This is a genomic window from Rhodococcus sp. PvP016, from assembly GCF_017832185.1.
GTDB lineage: Bacteria > Actinomycetota > Actinomycetes > Mycobacteriales > Mycobacteriaceae > Rhodococcoides.
Genome location: NZ_JAFIBH010000001.1, coordinates 3,364,108 through 3,382,142, shown reverse-complemented (window position 1 = coordinate 3,382,142; position 18,035 = coordinate 3,364,108). Strand labels below are relative to the sequence as shown.

Sequence of the window (18,035 nt, the reverse complement as noted above, 5' to 3'; positions counted from 1 at the left end):
CGCCGGAGCGAGCAGCACTGTCCACCGGCGTCCCGGCGGTCGTCACACTCCTCGAACCTCTCACCGGTACCGTCCTGGCAGTGATCCTGCTGGACGAACTATCGAACGCAGGCGGTGCCCATGCGTGAGCTGTCCGCTGCGGCAGCGCGCCGCACGGCCGTCGCGGCCCAGGGGTTCGGTCGGGCGCGGTCGGGCGCGGTCTCCGGCCGGCGCGCGGTGGCGGGTGTCGTGCGCTCGACGAAGCTGCTGCAGATCGATTCGGTCTCCGCGGCGGTGCGGGCGCACTACGCGCCGGTGTTCAGTCGTGTCGGTCCGTACGACCGTCAGGCGCTGGACGATGCGGCGTGGACCGACACGGCGCGGTCGCCGCGCCTGCTCGTCGAGTACTGGGCGCACGAGGCGGCATTCCTGCCCGTCGCCGACTGGCCGCTGATGCGGTGGCGGATGGACCAGTACGAGCACGGTCGGTGGGGCGGCGCCGCGAGGGTGGCGGCGCGCAGTCCCGGGCTGGTGGAGGACGTGCTCGACGCGATCCGCGACCAGGGGCCCGTCACCGCGCGAGATCTCGAAGTTCTGTTGGATCGCCGGAGACCCGGCCCCAAGGGGCCGTGGTGGGACCACAGCGACGTCAAGGTGGTGTGCGAGCAGCTCTTCGCCGGCGGCGTGTTGTCGGTACCGCGCCGGGAACGGTTCACGAGGCTGTACGACCTCGCCGAGCGCGTGCTGCCCGCGGACGTCGTGTCGCGACGGGTGGGCGAGGTGGACGCGGTGCGTCAGCTCGTCGAGAAGTCGGCCGAGGCGATGGGGGTCGCCACGGCGGCCGACCTGCGCGATCACTACCGGCTGTCGGCGGCCCAGACCACTCGGGCCGTGGCCGACCTGGTGGACGCGGGCGTGCTGGTGCCCGTCACCGTGACCGGATGGCGGGATCAGGCCTTCCTGCATCGCGACACCCGGGTACCGCTGTCGGTCGAGTCGGCCGCACTGCTGTGCCCGTTCGACCCGTTGATCTTCGGCCGTCCGCGCACCGAGCGTCTCTTCGGCTTCCACTACCGCATCGAGATCTACACGCCCGAGCCGAAGCGGACGTACGGGTACTACGTCTTCCCGTTCCTGCTGCACGACGAGCTCGTCGCCCGCGTCGACATCCGGGTCGATCGCGCCGCCGGAGTGCTCACGGTGCCCGGTGCGTTCACCGAGCCCTCCGTCGACGCCCGCGGCCGTCGGGGCGAGGTGGCGGCGGCGCTGGCCGCGTCGGTGACGGAGATGGCGCGATGGCTGGACGTGGCCGACGTCGTGGTCGGTGACCGTGGTGATCTCGCGGCCGACCTGGGCCGCGAGGTACGCGCCGTCTCTCGATGACTCCGCCACCCCATAGTCTGTGTCGAATGTCCCAGCGTCCAGTGTCAGAGCATCGAGCCGGTGCCCCGTTGTCCGTTCAGCTCGTGGCCGCGACGTCCTTCACCGCTCCGTCGGAGGTGCCGTGGGAGACCGACGCCGACGGCGGTCAGGCGTTGGTCGAGTTCGCCGGCCGGGCCTGCTACCAGAGCTGGTCGAAGCCCAATCCGCGCACCGCGACCAACGCCGGGTACCTCAACCACCTACTGGCCGTGGGTAACTGGTCGGTGTTCGAGCACGCGTCCGCGAGCTTCTACATCACCGGCATCTCACGCTCCTGCAGTCACGAGTTGATCCGGCACCGCCACTTCTCGTTCTCGCAGCTCTCCCAGCGTTCGGTGTCAGAACGCGACGCGCTGATGGTCGTGCCTCCGGCTCTCGAGTCCGACGCGACGTTGCGTGAGTTGTTCCAGAATGCGACCGACTCGTCCCGTGCCGCGTACGACGCGTTGCTGTCCGCACTCGAAGCGGAGACCGGTGCGGACTCAGCTGCTGGCGTCGCCGGGAAGCAGGCGCGGCAGGCCGCGCGCTCGGTGCTCCCGAACGCCGTGGAGACGCGCCTGGTGATGACCGGGAACTACCGGTCGTGGCGGCATTTCGTCACCATGCGGGCCTCCGAGCACGCTGATCTCGAGATCCGTCGGCTCGCGGTGGCCTGTCTGCGGCGCCTCGTCGAGGTCGCACCCGACGTCTTCGCCGACTTCGAGATCGAGACACTGGCCGACGGAACGGAAGTCGCCAGGAGTTCGTACGCGGGGGAATAGGCGGCGCGGGTCGTGGGGGTCCGGCGGCCGGACGGGGACCGGGTAACCTTCCTGACCATGACCATCGGTGACACCGCGAGGACTGTCGACGCTGCGGGGACTGTCGACACTGCGGCACGAGTGCAGACGAGCAGCACGCCCTCGCCGTTCGGTGCCGTCTCCGTCGCGATGGTGACACCGTTCACTCCGGACGGTGCTCTCGACATCGACGCCTCCGTCGCCTTGGCCGCGCATCTGGTCTCGAGTGGATGCGACAGCCTCGTGATCTCGGGAACGACGGGCGAGTCGCCGACCACGACGGATCGTGAGAAGGCCGACCTGCTGCGCGCCGTGGTCGCCGCCGTCGGAGATCGCGCTCGCATCGTCGCCGGCGCCGGTACCAACGACACCGCGCACAGCATCGAACTCGCCCGTGCCGCAGCCGACGCCGGGGCACACGGACTGCTCGTCGTCACCCCGTACTACTCGCGCCCGCCGCAGGCCGGCCTGTACGCCCACTTCGTCGCCGTGGCCGACTCCACCGATCTGCCCGTCATGCTCTACGACATCCCGCCCCGTTCGGTCGTGCCGATCGAGACGGAGACGTTGCGTCGTCTCGCCGATCATCCGCGGATCCTCGCCGTCAAGGACGCGAAGGGCGACCTCGCCGCGGGAGCCGAGCTCATCGCCTCGACCGGTCTCGAGTACTTCTCGGGCGACGACCCGCTCAATCTGCCGTGGCTGTCGGTCGGAGCCGTCGGCTTCGTCAGCGTGATCGGGCACCTCGTGCCCGGCAAGCTCCGGGATCTCCACTCCGCCTGGGCCGCGGGCGACATCGCCGCAGCGCAGGCCATCAACGTCGGTCTGCTCCCGATCGTGCGGTCGTTCGCCCGACTCGGCGGCGTCACAGGCTCCAAGGCGGGCCTTCGTCTTCTCGGCATCGACGTGGGGGAACCCCGTCTGCCACAAGTTCCACCGTCCACCGATCAGATCGATGCTCTGGCAGCCGATCTTCACCGTGCAGGAGTTCTTTGATGACTCGACCGCCCAGGCGGCGCAGCGCCACCCGTAGTGCCGGACCGCCCGCGGACCTTCCTCCGCAGGAACCGCAGCCCGCTCCTCCCGCACCGAAAGCCGAGGCCGCGCCCGTGCAGGACGCCCCGGCGGCGCAGGCGCCGGCGAAGGCCGCTCCCGTGAAGGAGGCGCCCGTGAAGGAGGCGCCGACCGGCCGCGACCGCCAGTCGGGCGGCTCGCGATCGTCGAACGGCAACTCGGGCTCGGGTGGGGGTCGCGGTCCTCGGTCGCGTCCCGCGCGCACTCCGCAGAACTCCGCTGCCATCCAGCGACCCGACGCGCGCACGGTCGTGGACAAGACACAGCGACTCGGAGCTCCGCCCAAGGCCCCGAAGAACGGTCTCCGCGTGGTCGCCCTCGGCGGCATCGGCGAGATCGGCCGCAACATGACGGTCTTCGAGCACAAGGGCAAGCTGCTCATCGTCGACTGCGGTGTGCTCTTCCCCGAGGACGCGCAGCCCGGTGTCGACCTGATCCTCCCGGACTTCCGCCACATCGAGAACCGGATGGACGACGTGGTCGCCCTGGTGCTCACCCATGGTCACGAGGACCACATCGGTGCCGTCCCGTTCCTGTTGCGCCTGCGCCCGGACATCCCGGTCATCGGCTCCAAGTTCACGTTGGCGCTGCTGGCGGCGAAGTGCCGTGAGCACCGCCAGAAGCCGAAGCTCGTCGAGGTGCGTGAGGGTGAGAGCACGAACCACGGACCGTTCGAGCTCGAGTACTTCGCGGTCAACCACTCGATCCCCGACGCGCTCGCCGTCGCCATCCGTACCGACGCCGGTGTCGCGCTGCACACCGGCGACATCAAGCTCGACCAGTTGCCGCTCGACGGCCGCCTGACCGATCTCGGCGGGTTCTCGCGACTCGGCGACGAGGGTGTCGATCTGTTCCTGGTGGACTCCACCAATGCCGAGGTGCCCGGATTCGTCACGCCGGAGCGCGAGATCGGCGGTGTCCTGGACACGGTCATCGGCAAGGCGAAGAACCGCGTGATCGTCGCGTCGTTCGCGAGCCACGTGCACCGCATCCAGCAGGTCATCGACGTCGCACACCGCTACAACCGCAAGGTCGCCTTCGTCGGTCGGTCGATGGTGCGCAACATGGCCATCGCCCAGGAGCTCGGATACCTGACGGTGCCGTCGGGTGTCGAGGTCGACATGGACACCGCGACGAAACTCGCGGACGACAAGCTGGTCCTGGTCTCGACCGGATCGCAGGGCGAGCCGCTCTCGGCGCTGTCGCGTATGGCGCGGGGTGAGCATCGTCAGATCAACATCCGTGCCGACGACCTGGTCGTCCTCGCGTCGTCGCTCATCCCCGGCAACGAGAACTCCGTGTTCGCCGTCGTCAACGGGCTCGCGAAGCGTGGCGCCAAGGTGGTCACGCAGCAGAGCGCCAAGGTGCACGTCTCCGGCCACGCGTCGGCCGGCGAGCTGCTGTACCTCTACAACGCGGTCCGTCCCACCAACGCGATGCCCGTGCACGGCGAGTGGCGGCACCTGCGCGCCAACGCCGCTCTCGCGGTGTCGACGGGTGTGCCGGAGGAGCGCGTGGTGCTGGCCGAGGACGGCGTCGTCGTGGACATGGTCGACGGCCTCGCCGAGATCGTCGGCCAGGTGCCGGTCGGCCACGTGTACGTCGACGGACTGTCCGTCGGCGACGTGGGCGACTCGACGTTGTCCGACCGCCTCGTCCTGGGTGAGGGCGGCTTCATCGCCATCACCATGGCCGTGGACACCACCACCGGCAAGTCCGTCGGCACTCCCGAGGTCTCGGGCCGCGGCTTCTCCGACGATCCCGCGGCACTGAAGGAAGCGGCGCAGTTGGTCGAGGCGGAGCTGGTGCGTCTCGCCGGCGAGGGTGTGCGGGACACGCACCGCATCGCGCAATCGGTCCGGCGCATCGTCGGTCGCTGGGTGGCGGACAAGTACCGCCGCAAGCCGATGATCGTGCCGACCGTGCTCGAGGTCACGCCGAGCTGACACGTTCGCATTCGACAGGCCGGCCCCGGGAAACCCGGGCGCCGGCCTGTCGTGTCTCTCGCCCTGTCGTCGTCGGCAGGCTAGGCGAGCAGGTTGTACAGACCGACGAGGCCGAGCAGGACGATGCAGGCGCGCAGCACCCGCGGTGACAGGCGCCGGCCGTACCGTGCTCCGACCGCGCCGCCGATCAGGGAGCTGACGGCGATGAGACCGGCTGCCGCCCAACTGATCCGGTCGAAGGCGAAGATGATGAACGATGCCGCCGCCACGACGTTGACCACGAGCGACAGCAGATTCTTGGCCGCGTTCATGCGCTGGATGTTCTCCGGCAGCAACGCGCCCATGACGCCCATGAGCAGAATGCCCTGGGCCGCGGTGAAATAGCCGCCGTAGACGCCCACGGCGAACGTGCCGATCACCAGCAGCACGAACCGCCCCCGCCCGATCCCGGCGGCGGTGTCCGACTCGGAGCGCTTCTGGGCCCAGGCCTGGATGCGAGGGCCGGTCACCACGAGGATCAGCGCGAGGATCAGCAGCACCGGAACCACTGCGGTGAAGGTCTTCTCGGGAAGGTGGCGCAAGAGCCAGGCGCCGAGCACGCCGCCGAGCAGGGATCCGGGAAGCTGCCAGCGCAGCCGCGACCACTGGCCGCGCAGTTCGCGGCGATAACCCCACGCACCCGAGGCGCTGCCCGCCACCAGTCCGATCGCGTTGCTCATGGTCGCCGTGACGGGCGGGTACCCGAAGGCGATGAGGGTGGGGAACGTGATGAGCGTTCCTGATCCGACGACGGCGTTGATGCCACCGGCGGCGAACCCCGCGAGCAGCACGAGGACTATTTCGGAGACGGGCACACCGGCGACCGTACGACACGGCTAGATTCGTGTGTCATGAGCCTTGCGCACGACGAACGTCTGGAACTGGCCGACACGATGGCGAAGGTCGGTCCGGACGCTCCCACCCTGTGCGGTGACTGGACCGTCCGGGATCTGGCGGCGCATCTGGTGATCCGCGAACGCCGTCTCGATGCGGCTCCGGGGATCTTCCTGCCGCCGCTGGCGGGGTACACGCGCCGCGTGCAGGACTCGGTCGCCGCGGGGGAGTGGGTGGGTCTCGTCGACGACGTGCGCACGGGACCTCCGGTGTGGTCGCCCTACAAGCTCCTCGACGCGCAGATCAACCTCGGCGAGATGTTCGTCCACCACGAGGACGTCCGGCGGGCCGACGGATCCGCACCGACTCCGCGAGAACTGAGCGCCGAGATGCAGGCTGCCCTGTGGGGTCTGCTGGGTCTGCTCGGACGCGTCGCCTACCGGGGAGCCCCGGTGGCCGTGGACGTGGAGACCCCGGACGGTCGTCGGCGGACCTTCGGGAAGAAGTCGGCCTCGCGCCGGGTGGCGCTGCGCGGGGAGCCGTCGGAGCTGGTGCTGCACGCGTTCGGCCGCGATGCCGTGGTGCTGGAGTTCGACGGCGACTCGGCGGACGTCGCCGCGGTGAAGGGCCTCGACCGCGGCGTGTGACAGCGGTCGGGCTGTTACTGGTGTTGCGGATGGTCCGGATGGGGTCGACCGACTAGCCTGACGGGTATGGCAGGCAAGACGAGTACGCGCGCGTCCCGATCCGGCACGGCCGGATCGAGCAAGGTAGGCACCGGCACGAGTGGTGCCTCCACCGGACGCGGGCGGACGGTCACGACGCCGCGCAAGCCCACCGCCCCCCGGTCGTCCACCGGGCGCACCCCGGCGACTCGCTCGTCCGGTGCCGCACGGTCGTCGTCCGGAGCCCGACCTCGCAGCGCCCCCAAGCGCACGATCTCGCCCGGCCGCGCGGCCCTGAACTCCGTCGGTCGCGGCATCGGCAAGGGGTGGGGCCTCGCCGCCCGCGGACTCGGCGCCACCACTCGCACCGTCGGCAAGGCCGCCGACATAGAACACGGCCACCGCCGCGACGGCATCGCTCTCGGGTGCCTCGCGGTCAGCGTGGTCGTCGCGGCCGGTCTCTGGTTCTCGGCCGGTGGGCCGGTCGGAGAGTGGATCGAGATCGGACTGCGCGCCGTCGTCGGCAGCGCGGCCATCCTGCTGCCGTTGCTCGGCATCGGGGTCGCCGTCGCCCTGATGCGGACCGAACCTGCTCCCGACGATCGCCCCCGGCTCGTCCTCGGGTCTCTGCTCGTCGGCCTGCCGATGCTCGGACTCTGGCATCTGGGTTCCGGGTCTCCGGACGACCTGGCCGGACGCGCGTCCGGCGGCGGCTTCGTCGGCTTCGTCGTCGGCGGTCCGCTCAGCAGCGGTGTCACCGTCTGGCTCGCCGTGCCGTTGCTGCTGCTCGCCGTCCTGTTCGGCGTTCTGCTCCTCACCGGCACGACGGTGCGCGACATCCCCGCGCGTCTGCGGACCCTGTTCGGTACGGCCAACCGCGGCGACGAGTACAGCGACTACGAGGACTGGGAGGAGGAGTCGCACCTCGGTGACTTCGCACCGGACGGGTACGACTCCGCGGGCTACGGCTCCTCGTACGACGAGTACGACCCCGCCCTGTTCGACGCCGACGGCTACCCGGTCGACGAGAAGCCGACGAAGTCGCGTCGCCGCCGATCTTCCGCGCCGGCCGACGCGTACCCGGTGGAGGAGTCGGCACCGGTCGACGACGCTCCCACCGAGTACGTACCGGTGGCAGCGCCCGTCCGCACGCGTGCGAAGGCACCGGTGGCCGAGCCGACGCCGAAGCCCGCTCCGGTCGTCGCGGCGACTCCGCCGAAGCCGAAGGAGGACGACAAACTCGTCGTGGACCGTGTCGTCGACGGCGACTACGTCCTGCCCTCGCTGTCCCTGCTGATCGACGGCGACCCGCCGAAGACACGCAGCCAGGCGAACGACGCGATGATCGAGGCGATCTCCGAGGTCCTCGAGCAGTTCAAGATCGACGCCGCCGTCACCGGCTTCACTCGGGGACCGACTGTCACGCGTTACGAGGTCGAGCTCGGGCCCGGCGTCAAGGTCGAGAAGATCACGGCGCTCGCCCGCAACATCGCGTACGCGGTGGCCACCGACAACGTGCGGCTCCTGGCCCCCATCCCCGGCAAGTCGGCGGTGGGCATCGAGGTGCCCAACTCCGACCGTGAGATGGTCCGCCTGGCCGACGTGCTCACGGCGCCGTCGACCCGCAAGGACCACCATCCCCTGGTCATCGGCCTCGGCAAGGACATCGAGGGCGACTTCGTCAGCGCCAACCTCGCGAAGATGCCGCACCTCCTGGTGGCCGGCTCCACCGGCTCGGGCAAGTCGAGCTTCGTCAACTCCATGCTGGTGTCACTGCTCGCGCGGGCGACGCCGGAGGAGGTCCGGATGATCCTCATCGACCCCAAGATGGTCGAGCTGACCCCGTACGAGGGGATCCCGCACCTCATCACGCCGATCATCACGCAGCCGAAGAAGGCTGCCGCGGCCCTCGCCTGGCTGGTCGAGGAGATGGAGCAGCGCTACCAGGACATGCAGGCCAACCGGGTGCGCCATGTCGACGACTTCAACAAGAAGGTGAGGTCGGGCGAGATCACCGCACCGCTCGGCAGTGAGCGCGTCTACAAGCCCTACCCGTACATCCTCGCGATCGTCGACGAGCTCGCCGACCTGATGATGACCGCGCCGCGGGACGTGGAGGAGGCGATCGTCCGCATCACGCAGAAGGCGCGCGCGGCCGGCATCCACCTCGTGCTCGCGACCCAGCGCCCGTCCGTCGACGTCGTCACGGGACTGATCAAGACCAACGTCCCGTCAAGGCTCGCGTTCGCCACGTCGTCGCTGACCGACTCCCGCGTCATCCTGGATCAGCAGGGTGCGGAGAAGCTCATCGGTATGGGCGACGCCCTGTTCCTGCCGATGGGCGCGGGCAAGCCCACCCGTCTGCAGGGCGCCTTCATCACCGACGAGGAGATCACCGCGGTCGTCGACTTCGCCAAGAACCAGGCGGAGCCGGAGTACCAGGAGGGCGTCACCGCGCAGAAGGCCGCGGAGAAGAAGGACGTCGACGCCGACATCGGCGATGATCTCGACGTGCTGCTCCAAGCCGTCGAACTCGTCGTGACCAGCCAGTTCGGCTCGACGTCCATGCTCCAGCGCAAGTTGCGCGTCGGCTTCGCCAAGGCCGGCAGGCTCATGGATCTGATGGAGACGCGCGGAGTGGTCGGCCCGAGCGAGGGATCGAAGGCCCGAGACGTCCTGGTCAAGCCCGACGAGTTGGACGGGCTGCTGTGGTCGATCAAGGGCGGGGATCCGGGAGAGTCGGACAATCCGGACGAGTGACGGTGGCCCCGTTGTGAATTGACTCTCACGCTAGCTGAGTTTTACCTGTGCATTACCCTTCGCGTGCCTCCATACGGCCGGGGCTGTGGCATGGTTGTTCTCAGGAGGGGAGTATCCCCAGCTTGCGAAGGACCCGTCAGCACGATCGAGCCCTGCCTCGATCCGGGTCATCGGCAGACACAGTGGTCACACGAGACATCATCACTGGTTCTGTGGGAGAGACCTCCGGAGCCCACCCATGGACTACCGGAGGTAGTTGCTCACATGAATGTCTCGTCCACAGTCTGGATCGTCACCATCGTGGTGATCCTGGGACTCTTCGTCTTCGACTTCTTCGCTCACGTGAAGACCCCCCACGAGCCGACCTTCAAGGAATCGGCGACGTGGTCCGTCGTCTACATCACGATCGCCATTCTCTTCGGCGGGATCGTGTTCTGGCAGTACGGCGCGACCTACGGCGGTGAGTACTTCGCCGGCTACGTCACCGAGAAGGCGCTCAGCGTCGACAACCTGTTCGTCTTCCTCATCATCATGACGACGTTCGCCGTACCGCGTCAGTACCAGCAGAAGGTGCTGCTCATCGGCATCGTGATGGCACTCGTCATGCGCGGTGGCTTCATCGCCCTCGGTGCCGCGGCCATCAACAACTTCAGCTGGGTCTTCTACCTCTTCGGTGCGTTCCTCATCTACACGGCCTACAAGCTCATCAAGGAGGCCGGGGAAGAGGAGGAGAACGAGGTCCAGCAGGACACCAAGATCATGAAGTTCGCCAAGAAGATCCTCCCCACCACGGACGAGTACCACGGTGATCGTCTGACGGTGAAGATCGACGGCAAGCGCGTGGTCACCCCGATGCTGCTGGCCCTGGTCGTCATCGGCTTCACCGACATCCTGTTCGCGTTGGACTCGATCCCCGCGATCTACGGTCTCACCACCGAGCCGTACATCGTCTTCACGGCGAACGCGTTCGCCCTGATGGGTCTGCGCCAGCTGTACTTCCTGATCGGCGGCCTGCTCGATCGCCTGGTCTACCTGTCCTACGGCCTGTCCCTGGTACTGGCGTTCATCGGCGTCAAGCTCGTCCTCCACGCGCTCCACGAGAACGAGCTCGGCTTCATCAACGGCGGAGAGAACCTCTCGGTCCCGGAGATCAGCACCGGAGTGTCGCTCAGTGTCATCATGGGCATCCTGATCGTCACCACCGTGGCGAGCCTGCTCAAGACCCGCGGCGACGCGAAGCCCGCGGTGAAGGACGGCGAGACCGGAAGCCCGGTCCTCGGCGACGACACCACGGCCGCCTCGACCGGCACCACGTCGACCGGCACCACCTCGACCAGCGTCACGGACACCGAGCGCGACTCGCGCTGATCCGTCCCGCACGACAACAGCCCGGCACCGAGAGGTGCCGGGCTGTTCGCGTGTCCGGTGGATGCCGGGGGATGGGTCACTCCGCGAGGACGCCCATCACCGGCTTCCACTCCTGGATCGCCACGGCGTCGACGAGCTTCTCCACCGCGAACGGATCCTCGGCGAACAGCGTCCCCACCTGGTCCGCGCTCTCACCCTTGACGATGATGGTGGCGCCGCTGTCGTCCGCGTACGGCCCCGCAACCACCACGATGTCGCGAGCGAGCAGATCCCGCAGCCAGTCGCGGTGCTCGGCGCGGACGCGGTCGCGTCCCTCGGCGGTCGCCGACGAGTACGTGTAGTTGACGAGGAAGTGGGCCATCGATGTTCTCCTGCGGTGTGTGATCGGGTGGTGGGGGATCAGAGCGTGAGCAGCATGCGGGTGTTGCCGAGGGTGTTCGGCTTGACGTAGCTGAGATCGAGGAACTCGGCGACACCGGTGTCGTACGAGCGACACATCTCCGCGTAGACCTCGGCGGTGACCGGGGTTCCGTCGATCTCGGAGAACCCGTGGCGGGCGAAGAACGGCACCTCGAAGGTGAGCACGAAGATGCGGGAGAGCTGCAGTTCGCGGGCGACGTCGATCAACCGGGACACGATGAGGTGGCCCACACCGTGGCCCTTGACCGACGGATCGACGGCGACCGTGCGGATCTCGCCGAGGTCCGCCCACAGCACGTGCAGCGCGCCGCAGCCGGCGACGACACCGTCGACCTCGGCGACCCAGAACTCCTGGACCGCCTCGTAGAGGGTCACGAGATTCTTCTCGAGCAGGATCCGGCCCGCGTAGATGTCGATGAGTCGCTTGATCTCCGGGATGTCGGAGGTGCGGGCCCGGCGCAGCCGCACGCGCTCGGTGGTGGCCCCGGACGCGGTCCGGACGTCTGCGCGATCCTGCGCCGCCCGGGAGCCCGTCTCCGGATCGAGGTCGGAAGTCATGGGGTGAACAGTAGTCATCGGGCGTACCGATATTGTGACCGTGTGTCCCGCGCCGGTAACTCACGTCACGTCCCGAGAGCGGGCTCGGCGACGTGAGCGCACAGTACGACGTCGGTCGTGGCCCCGGTGACGCGTCCGCGCCGACGCCGGACGCCGTCGTCGGCTCGGGCCCACTCACTCCGGCTCCTCTGCTCAACATCGCCAACGTCCTGACCGTGCTGCGGATCGCGCTGGTTCCGGTCTTCCTGTGGGCTCTGTTCGCGGACGGTGGCCAGGAGACCGGGTGGCGGCTCGTGGCCTTCGGGATCTTCGTCGTCGCGGCGATCACCGATCGCATCGACGGCCAACTGGCGCGCAAACACGGGCTCGTGACGGAGTTCGGCAAGATGGCGGACCCCATCGCCGACAAGGCGCTGATCGGGGCGGCCCTGGTCGGTCTGTCCATGCTGGGGGACCTGCCCTGGTGGATCACCCTGGTCATCGGAGCCCGCGAGATCGGCATCACGCTCCTGCGGTTCGCCGTCCTGCGGCACGGTGTCATCCCCGCGGGACGCGGCGGCAAGCTCAAGACCCTCGTCCAGAGCGTGGCCATCGGGGTCTACGTTCTGCCGCTGCCCGACGCGGTGATCCCGGCAGCCATGGTGCTGATGATCGTGGCCGTGGCGCTGACCGTGATCACGGGACTGGACTACGTGGTGCAAGCGGTGCGGCCGAGGGTCCGGACTCCACACGACGGGCGATGAGCCGTCCGGTGCTCCGCCGCGTGCGGCTCGCGGGCGGGGGTTAGGGTTCTCTCACCCGTTCCGACGGGTGTCCACACGCGGCGCGGGAACCGATCGGACCGTTCCGGCGTTGTAGGTGGACGAGGGTCGAGCGACGATGCACCGACAGGCGTTCCCGCGGTCGACCACGACGTAGTTCGAACACGATGAAGGAGGGGCCACATGGCGCTGCTCTTGCGTGAGGCATTGGGCGACAGTCTTCGCCGCACACGGGTCGCTCAGAGCCGCACGTTGCGCGAGGTCTCCAACACGGCGCGCGTCAGCCTCGGGTATCTCTCGGAGGTCGAGCGTGGCCGCAAGGAGGCGTCGAGCGAACTGCTCAACGCCATCTGCGATGCCCTCGACGTCCCACTGTCGGACGTTCTGTTCGACGTGAGCGAGTCGCTCACGGACACGATGGCGAGCGCGGCCGCGTCGACGGGTGTTTCCGCCGAGCACGGTGCGGCCCACATCTCCGACGAGACGCGCGTGGTCATCCCGGCCCCGTCCGCGCGGGCGCTCGCCGCTGCCTGATCTTCGCGTCCCGTTTCCGACCATTCGTGGTTCGACATGGGATCATGGCGGGTACCGATCACAGACAGACCGCGTGTCCCGGACACGCGCAGCACCACCGGCGGTGACGGTCGCCAGCCGGGTCGCGTACGCGGCGGATCACATGGAGGCAGGAAGAACCGATGGCCAATCCTTTCGTCAAGGGCTGGAAGTATCTGATGGCTCTGTTCAACTCCAAGATCGACGAGAAGGCGGATCCGCAGGTCCAGATCCAGCAGGCCATCGAGGACGCCCAGCGTCAACACCAGGCGCTCTCGCAGCAGGCCGCGTCCGTCATCGGTAACCAGCGTCAGCTCGAGATGAAGCTCAGCCGCCAGCTCGACGAGGTGGAGAAGCTGAACGCCAACGCGCGCCAGGCCGTCACCCTCGCCGATCAGGCCAATGCGGCAGCCGACGTCGAGAAGGCCACCCAGTACACCAACGCGGCGGAGGCCTTCGCGGCCCAGCTCGTCACCGCCGAGCAGAGCGTCGAGGACCTCAAGGTGCTCCACGATCAGGCGCTCCAGGCGGCGACCCAGGCCAAGAAGGCCGTCGAGCAGAACGCGATGACACTGCAGGCGAAGGTCGCCGAGCGCACCAAGCTGCTCAGCCAGCTCGAGCAGGCGAAGATGCAGGAGCGCGTCAGCGAGTCGCTGCGGTCGATGGACTCCACGCTGTCCGCGCCGGGCAACACGCCCAGCCTCGACGCCGTCCGGGACAAGATCGAGCGCCGTTACGCCAACGCGCTCGGCTCCGCGGAGCTCGCTCAGAACTCGGTGCAGGGCCGCATGATGGAGGTCCAGCAGGCGAGTGTCCAGATGGCCGGACACAGCCGCCTCGAGCAGATCCGCGCCTCCATGGCGGGCGACTCGCTCACCGCCGGCCCCTCCGCGGACGGCGTGTCCACGCAGAAGAATCTGTCGTCCCCGCAGGCGACCCCCGAGCCTCCTCAGGCCAACTGATCCGCCTGCACGAGACCCTCACGGAGCGTTGATGTCCGGACACGGCGACCCGCACCGACGGCCGATGTGGCACGAGCGGCCCGCTGCACCGGCCGAGGTGGGGCGCGCTGCCGACACGGTGCGCGCTCGGGCTCGCGGCGTCGTCGACGTCACGCGGCCGTTCCTCGACGCCGCCAGGTCGTGGAACGACCCGCGAAAGAAGGCCGAACGCCGGATCCGTCGGACTCGCCGGCGGGCCACGCTCTTCGGCGCGGCGTCCGGGTCCATGGGCGTCGCCACCGTCACGGTGGCGGCCACGTCGGCACCCGACTGGATCGTCGTCGGGGGATCGGGCACCACGTTGCTGTTCGCGGTGCCTGCCGTCGCCGCGGCGGCGGCCTACCGACGGCTGCGGGGTCAGCCTCTGCCTGCAGCAGCGCCGGTCCGCCGCGCCCTGCCTCCGGTGGGCTCCGCGGCTCGCGAGCCCATCGAACGTCTCGCGGCCGCCGAACGCAGTCTGCACGAGCTGACGGGCATCCTCGCCCGGTCCGGGGCGGTCGCCGCGGACGACGTGCACGACACGACCCGGATCGCCGCGGCTGCGTCGGCAGCCCTCACCGAGGTCGCTCACGACATCGTCGCGATGGAGAGAGCAGCGCTGGGAAGTCCGGCTGCGGCGGTCCATCTGTCCGGGTCCATCGGGTCCACCGCGGCCCGGTTGACGGACGGTGTGCACCAGTACGACGGTCTCGTCGCCGCGGCTGCGCTGCTCACCGCGCCGGGCTCCTCCGGCTCGCTCACCGCACTCGACGCACGACGGGACGCTCTCCAGTTCGCGTCCGATCGCCTCGAGGGCTGGGCATTCGGCCTCGAGCACCTCCAGAAGCCCTGACCTCGCCGTCGGTCTCACCCCGGACGCGACCCTGAGACCGACGCACCGTCCTCGGGGTCGACCCCGATCTTCACCCTGAACTCCGCGCTGAACGGGTGCTGTCCCAGTTCGGTTCTGGCAGTGTCGAACTCGTCGACGGATCGCCGGTGAACACCACCGCGACCGACGGCGGAAGCCCCCGACGAGAAGGAGTTCGACATGTTCTGGAAGATTCTCGGTGCGATCGTTCTGGTGTGGATCGGCATCGTCGTTCTCGGCGCCCTGCTGAAGGCGCTGTTCCCCCTGGTGGCGCTGGCCGTGGTGGGAACCGGTCTCTACTTCCTGTTCCGCGCGATGAGCGGCGATCGCGAGTCCGCGAAGTCACCCTTCTGACGTCCCCGGTGCCGCGCTGACCTAGGCTTCGCCCATGCTCGTCGCGGTGGTCGCCGGCCCCGATGCGGGGCACGCCTTCCCTGCCATCGCGCTCGCGAAGGCGCTGACGGCCGCAGGAGACACGGCCGTGGTCTACACCGGCGATCGGTGGCTCGACGCCGCGCGAGCGGACGGGGTGGACACTCGCCTGCTGCCGGGACTGGAACCGCGGCCCGAGGACGACGACGCGGACGCCGGCCGCAGAATTCACGAGCGGGCGGCCCACATGTCCTCGATGCTGCTGCCGGTGCTCTCCGCGTCGGCTCCCGATCTGGTGGTCTCGGACATCCTCACGGCCGGTGGCGGTCTCGCTGCCGAGCGGTTGGGAGTGCCCTGGGTGGAACTGTCGCCGCACCCGCTCTACCGGCCCTCCGTGTCGTTGCCCCCGATCGGGAGTGGCCTCGCCCCGGGCACGGGACTGCGAGGTCGGCTGCGGGACATCGTGATGCGGGCCCTGACGGACCGCTCCGTCCGAGCGGGGCTGGCGCAACGCGCTCGGGCGCGCGAGGGCGTCGGTCTGCCCGCGCTGGACCCGGGCCCTGCGCGGCGACTCGTCGCGACCATCCCCGCGCTCGAGGTGCCGCGGTCGGACTGGCCGGCTGACGCGCGCGTCGTCGGTCCGCTGTTGTGGGAGCCGACGACCGCTCTCCTCGACCCGCCGCCCGGGACCGGACCGCTGGTCCTGCTGGCACCGTCGACGGCCGCGACCGGCGCCGTGTCCATGGTCGAGGCCACTGTCGAGGCGACGGCGGCCTCGCGTGCGCGCGGCCGGAGTCGTCGACTGGTGATCACCACGGTGGACGACGTTCCGGCCGATCTACCGTCCTGGGCGGTGGGCGGACTGGGGCGCCAGGACGCGCTGCTGCCGCTGGCGTCTGTGGTGGTGTGCGGCGGCGGCCACGGGATGCTGGCGAAGGCGCTGTCCGCCGGCGTCCCGGTGGTCGTGATCCCCGGCGGGGGAGATCAGTGGGAACTGGCCAACCGCGCGGCCCGGCAGGGAAGCGCCACGATCGTGCGTCCGGTGTCCGTCGACGCCGTGGCGGACGCGATCGACCGGGTGCTGGGCGACCCGACGTACGCGGCCGCGGCAGCTCGCGCCGCGGCGACGGCGGCCGCGGTGAAGGATCCCGTCGCGGTGTGCCGCAGCGTGATCGCCGACTCCCGCCCGCGCTGAGTGGGAGCGCGGACGTCCCGGGTTACGGTGACATGGTGCGCCTGACCGACTTCCACGACCGTGTCGCCGAACAGTTCGGAACCGTGACCGGGGACTCGATGCTGGTCGACCACCTGCTGCTGAGCCTCGGGAACCGCACCGCCGCGCAGGCCATCGAGGACGGCGAGGATCCGAAGGACGTGTGGCGCGCACTGTGCGTCGAGTTCGACGTTCCTCGATCGCGATGGTGACCCTCCGGCGTGTCGCTGGGTATCGAACACCTGTTCGCTTATAGTCGTGTGCAGAGTCGACGGGAATCGCACGGCAGCGGTTCTTGTCGGTACCCCCCTCTACCTTGGCGACAGATCGACGGGGTACAGACGCTTCGGGGACAAGAACTTCGAGAAGGAGACCATGATGGCTGCAGCTGCATACGATCGGGACAAGGCGCTCGATCTCGCGCTCGCGCAGATCGACAAGAACTTCGGCAAGGGGTCGGTCATGCGTCTCGGCGACGAGGCCCGTGTGCCCATCGCCGTCATCCCCACCGGTTCGATCGCGCTGGACGTCGCGCTCGGCATCGGCGGACTCCCGCGCGGCCGCATCGTCGAGGTCTACGGCCCGGAGTCCTCGGGTAAGACGACGGTCGCGCTCCACGCGGTCGCCAACGCACAGGCCGCCGGCGGCATCGCCGCGTTCATCGACGCGGAGCACGCCCTCGATCCCGACTACGCCGCCAAGCTCGGTGTCGACACCGACGCGCTGCTGGTCTCCCAGCCCGACACCGGTGAGCAGGCGCTCGAGATCGCGGACATGCTGATCCGGTCCGGTGCCATCGACATCCTGGTCGTCGACTCCGTCGCAGCCCTGGTTCCCCGTGCCGAGATCGAGGGCGAGATGGGTGACAGCCACGTCGGTCTGCAGGCCCGCCTGATGAGCCAGGCCCTGCGCAAGATCACCGGCGCCATCAGCTCGTCCGGCACCACGGTCATCTTCATCAACCAGCTGCGCGAGAAGATCGGCGTCATGTTCGGTTCGCCCGAGACCACGACGGGCGGTAAGGCGCTGAAGTTCTACGCGTCGGTGCGCCTGGACATCCGTCGTATCGAGACGCTCAAGGACGGAACGGACGCAGTCGGTAACCGCACCCGCGTCAAGGTGGTCAAGAACAAGGTGTCGCCGCCGTTCAAGCAGGCAGAGTTCGACATCCTGTACGGCAAGGGCATCAGCAAGGAAGGCTCGCTCATCGACATGGGTGTCGAGCACGGCTTCGTGCGCAAGTCCGGCTCCTGGTTCACCTACGAGGGTGATCAGCTGGGCCAGGGCAAGGAGAACGCGCGCAAGTTCCTGCTCGAGAACACCGACATCCGTGACGAGATAGAGAAGAAGATCAAGGAGAAGCTCGGCATCGGTGCAGACGTGCGTACGCCCGACGAGGCCGTCGCTGCTCCGGTCGACTTCTGACAGCAGGTCTCTCGACT

General features: G+C 68.9%; 18 protein-coding genes. 15 read left to right on the top strand and 3 right to left on the bottom strand.

Going from position 1 to position 18,035, the window contains the following annotated elements; genetic code table 11:
- Window positions 1-120 precede the first annotated feature (120 nt).
- The 4 genes from JOE30_RS15745 to JOE30_RS15730 are packed head-to-tail and all read left to right on the top strand — an operon-like array spanning window position 121 to window position 5,200.
- Entirely contained in the window at window positions 121-1,362 is a 1,242-nt protein-coding gene (locus JOE30_RS15745) for a winged helix-turn-helix domain-containing protein (protein WP_204867754.1), read from the top strand.
- Window positions 1,363-1,388: 26 nt separating this feature from the next.
- Window positions 1,389-2,162: an FAD-dependent thymidylate synthase gene (gene thyX, locus JOE30_RS15740; RefSeq protein WP_204867752.1), complete on the top strand. Its 774-nt coding sequence runs from the start codon at window positions 1,389-1,391 to the stop codon at window positions 2,160-2,162.
- A 57-nt stretch (window positions 2,163-2,219) separates the two neighbouring features.
- On the top strand, window positions 2,220-3,176 hold the full coding sequence (dapA, locus tag JOE30_RS15735; RefSeq protein WP_081821173.1) for a 4-hydroxy-tetrahydrodipicolinate synthase: 957 nt from the start codon (window positions 2,220-2,222) through the stop codon (window positions 3,174-3,176).
- Window positions 3,176-5,200 (top strand): ribonuclease J, encoded by a 2,025-nt coding sequence (locus JOE30_RS15730; RefSeq protein WP_204867749.1) that lies wholly within the window; start codon window positions 3,176-3,178, stop codon window positions 5,198-5,200. The genes dapA and JOE30_RS15730 overlap by 1 nt, the downstream gene beginning before the upstream one ends.
- 80 nt (window positions 5,201-5,280) lie before the next feature.
- On the opposite strand, the gene JOE30_RS15725 is transcribed toward JOE30_RS15730, so the two are convergent.
- Entirely contained in the window at window positions 5,281-6,054 is a 774-nt protein-coding gene (locus JOE30_RS15725; protein ID WP_204867747.1) for a sulfite exporter TauE/SafE family protein, read from the bottom strand.
- A gap of 36 nt (window positions 6,055-6,090) precedes the next feature.
- Between JOE30_RS15725 and JOE30_RS15720 the strand changes: the two genes are divergently transcribed.
- The 3 genes from JOE30_RS15720 (at window position 6,091) to JOE30_RS15710 (ending at window position 10,866) form a co-directional block, all read left to right on the top strand.
- Entirely contained in the window at window positions 6,091-6,720 is a 630-nt protein-coding gene (locus JOE30_RS15720) for a TIGR03085 family metal-binding protein (RefSeq protein ID WP_204867745.1), read from the top strand.
- Window positions 6,721-6,786: 66 nt separating this feature from the next.
- Window positions 6,787-9,498, top strand: coding sequence for a DNA translocase FtsK (locus tag JOE30_RS15715; protein WP_204867743.1), 2,712 nt, complete (start codon window positions 6,787-6,789; stop codon window positions 9,496-9,498).
- Window positions 9,499-9,762: 264 nt separating this feature from the next.
- The gene (locus JOE30_RS15710) at window positions 9,763-10,866 is read left to right on the top strand and encodes a TerC family protein (protein WP_204867742.1); all 1,104 of its coding nucleotides are present in this window, start codon (window positions 9,763-9,765) and stop codon (window positions 10,864-10,866) included.
- A gap of 76 nt (window positions 10,867-10,942) precedes the next feature.
- Here JOE30_RS15710 and JOE30_RS15705 read toward each other — a convergent pair whose 3' ends face one another.
- On the bottom strand, window positions 10,943-11,227 hold the full coding sequence (locus JOE30_RS15705) for a YciI family protein (RefSeq protein WP_027505116.1): 285 nt from the start codon (window positions 11,225-11,227) through the stop codon (window positions 10,943-10,945).
- A 38-nt stretch (window positions 11,228-11,265) separates the two neighbouring features.
- The gene (locus JOE30_RS15700; RefSeq protein ID WP_037185496.1) at window positions 11,266-11,754 is read right to left on the bottom strand and encodes an amino-acid N-acetyltransferase; all 489 of its coding nucleotides are present in this window, start codon (window positions 11,752-11,754) and stop codon (window positions 11,266-11,268) included.
- A 278-nt stretch (window positions 11,755-12,032) separates the two neighbouring features.
- Between JOE30_RS15700 and pgsA the strand changes: the two genes are divergently transcribed.
- The 8 genes from pgsA to recA all read left to right on the top strand — a co-directional run bounded on the left by pgsA (window position 12,033) and on the right by recA (window position 18,018).
- The gene (pgsA, locus tag JOE30_RS15695; RefSeq protein ID WP_239532845.1) at window positions 12,033-12,587 is read left to right on the top strand and encodes a CDP-diacylglycerol--glycerol-3-phosphate 3-phosphatidyltransferase; all 555 of its coding nucleotides are present in this window, start codon (window positions 12,033-12,035) and stop codon (window positions 12,585-12,587) included.
- 201 nt (window positions 12,588-12,788) lie between these two features.
- Window positions 12,789-13,139 carry a helix-turn-helix domain-containing protein gene (locus JOE30_RS15690; RefSeq protein ID WP_204867739.1) on the top strand — a complete coding sequence of 117 codons (351 nt, stop codon included), beginning with the start codon at window positions 12,789-12,791 and terminating at the stop codon, window positions 13,137-13,139.
- 161 nt (window positions 13,140-13,300) lie between these two features.
- Window positions 13,301-14,119, top strand: coding sequence for a phage shock protein PspA (gene pspA, locus JOE30_RS15685; protein WP_027505120.1), 819 nt, complete (start codon window positions 13,301-13,303; stop codon window positions 14,117-14,119).
- A 31-nt stretch (window positions 14,120-14,150) separates the two neighbouring features.
- Window positions 14,151-14,990 (top strand): hypothetical protein, encoded by an 840-nt coding sequence (locus JOE30_RS15680; protein WP_239532393.1) that lies wholly within the window; start codon window positions 14,151-14,153, stop codon window positions 14,988-14,990.
- Window positions 14,991-15,188: 198 nt separating this feature from the next.
- Window positions 15,189-15,362: a hypothetical protein gene (locus JOE30_RS15675; protein WP_204867738.1), complete on the top strand. Its 174-nt coding sequence runs from the start codon at window positions 15,189-15,191 to the stop codon at window positions 15,360-15,362.
- A 34-nt stretch (window positions 15,363-15,396) separates the two neighbouring features.
- On the top strand, window positions 15,397-16,575 hold the full coding sequence (locus JOE30_RS15670) for a glycosyltransferase (RefSeq protein WP_204867737.1): 1,179 nt from the start codon (window positions 15,397-15,399) through the stop codon (window positions 16,573-16,575).
- Between the two features lie 35 nt (window positions 16,576-16,610).
- Entirely contained in the window at window positions 16,611-16,805 is a 195-nt protein-coding gene (locus JOE30_RS15665) for a DUF3046 domain-containing protein (protein WP_027505125.1), read from the top strand.
- Between the two features lie 166 nt (window positions 16,806-16,971).
- Window positions 16,972-18,018: a recombinase RecA gene (gene recA / locus JOE30_RS15660; protein WP_027505126.1), complete on the top strand. Its 1,047-nt coding sequence runs from the start codon at window positions 16,972-16,974 to the stop codon at window positions 18,016-18,018.
- The last annotated feature ends 17 nt before the right edge of the window (window positions 18,019-18,035 follow it).

What these genes read in the sequence shown, in the direction of transcription:
- JOE30_RS15670 (WP_204867737.1), top strand. Translation starts at nt 15,397, where the DNA reads ATGCTCGTCGCGGTGGTCGCCGGCCCCGATGCGGGGCACGCCTTCCCT.
- JOE30_RS15730 (WP_204867749.1), top strand. Translation starts at nt 3,176, where the DNA reads ATGACTCGACCGCCCAGGCGGCGCAGCGCCACCCGTAGTGCCGGACCG.
- JOE30_RS15745 (WP_204867754.1), top strand. Translation starts at nt 121, where the DNA reads ATGCGTGAGCTGTCCGCTGCGGCAGCGCGCCGCACGGCCGTCGCGGCC.
- JOE30_RS15675 (WP_204867738.1), top strand. Translation starts at nt 15,189, where the DNA reads ATGTTCTGGAAGATTCTCGGTGCGATCGTTCTGGTGTGGATCGGCATC.
- JOE30_RS15680 (WP_239532393.1), top strand. Translation starts at nt 14,151, where the DNA reads ATGTCCGGACACGGCGACCCGCACCGACGGCCGATGTGGCACGAGCGG.
- JOE30_RS15720 (WP_204867745.1), top strand. Translation starts at nt 6,091, where the DNA reads ATGAGCCTTGCGCACGACGAACGTCTGGAACTGGCCGACACGATGGCG.
- JOE30_RS15705 (WP_027505116.1), bottom strand. Translation starts at nt 11,227, where the DNA reads ATGGCCCACTTCCTCGTCAACTACACGTACTCGTCGGCGACCGCCGAG.
- JOE30_RS15715 (WP_204867743.1), top strand. Translation starts at nt 6,787, where the DNA reads ATGGCAGGCAAGACGAGTACGCGCGCGTCCCGATCCGGCACGGCCGGA.
- pspA (WP_027505120.1), top strand. Translation starts at nt 13,301, where the DNA reads ATGGCCAATCCTTTCGTCAAGGGCTGGAAGTATCTGATGGCTCTGTTC.
- JOE30_RS15690 (WP_204867739.1), top strand. Translation starts at nt 12,789, where the DNA reads ATGGCGCTGCTCTTGCGTGAGGCATTGGGCGACAGTCTTCGCCGCACA.
- dapA (WP_081821173.1), top strand. Translation starts at nt 2,220, where the DNA reads ATGACCATCGGTGACACCGCGAGGACTGTCGACGCTGCGGGGACTGTC.
- JOE30_RS15710 (WP_204867742.1), top strand. Translation starts at nt 9,763, where the DNA reads ATGAATGTCTCGTCCACAGTCTGGATCGTCACCATCGTGGTGATCCTG.
- thyX (WP_204867752.1), top strand. Translation starts at nt 1,389, where the DNA reads ATGTCCCAGCGTCCAGTGTCAGAGCATCGAGCCGGTGCCCCGTTGTCC.
- recA (WP_027505126.1), top strand. Translation starts at nt 16,972, where the DNA reads ATGGCTGCAGCTGCATACGATCGGGACAAGGCGCTCGATCTCGCGCTC.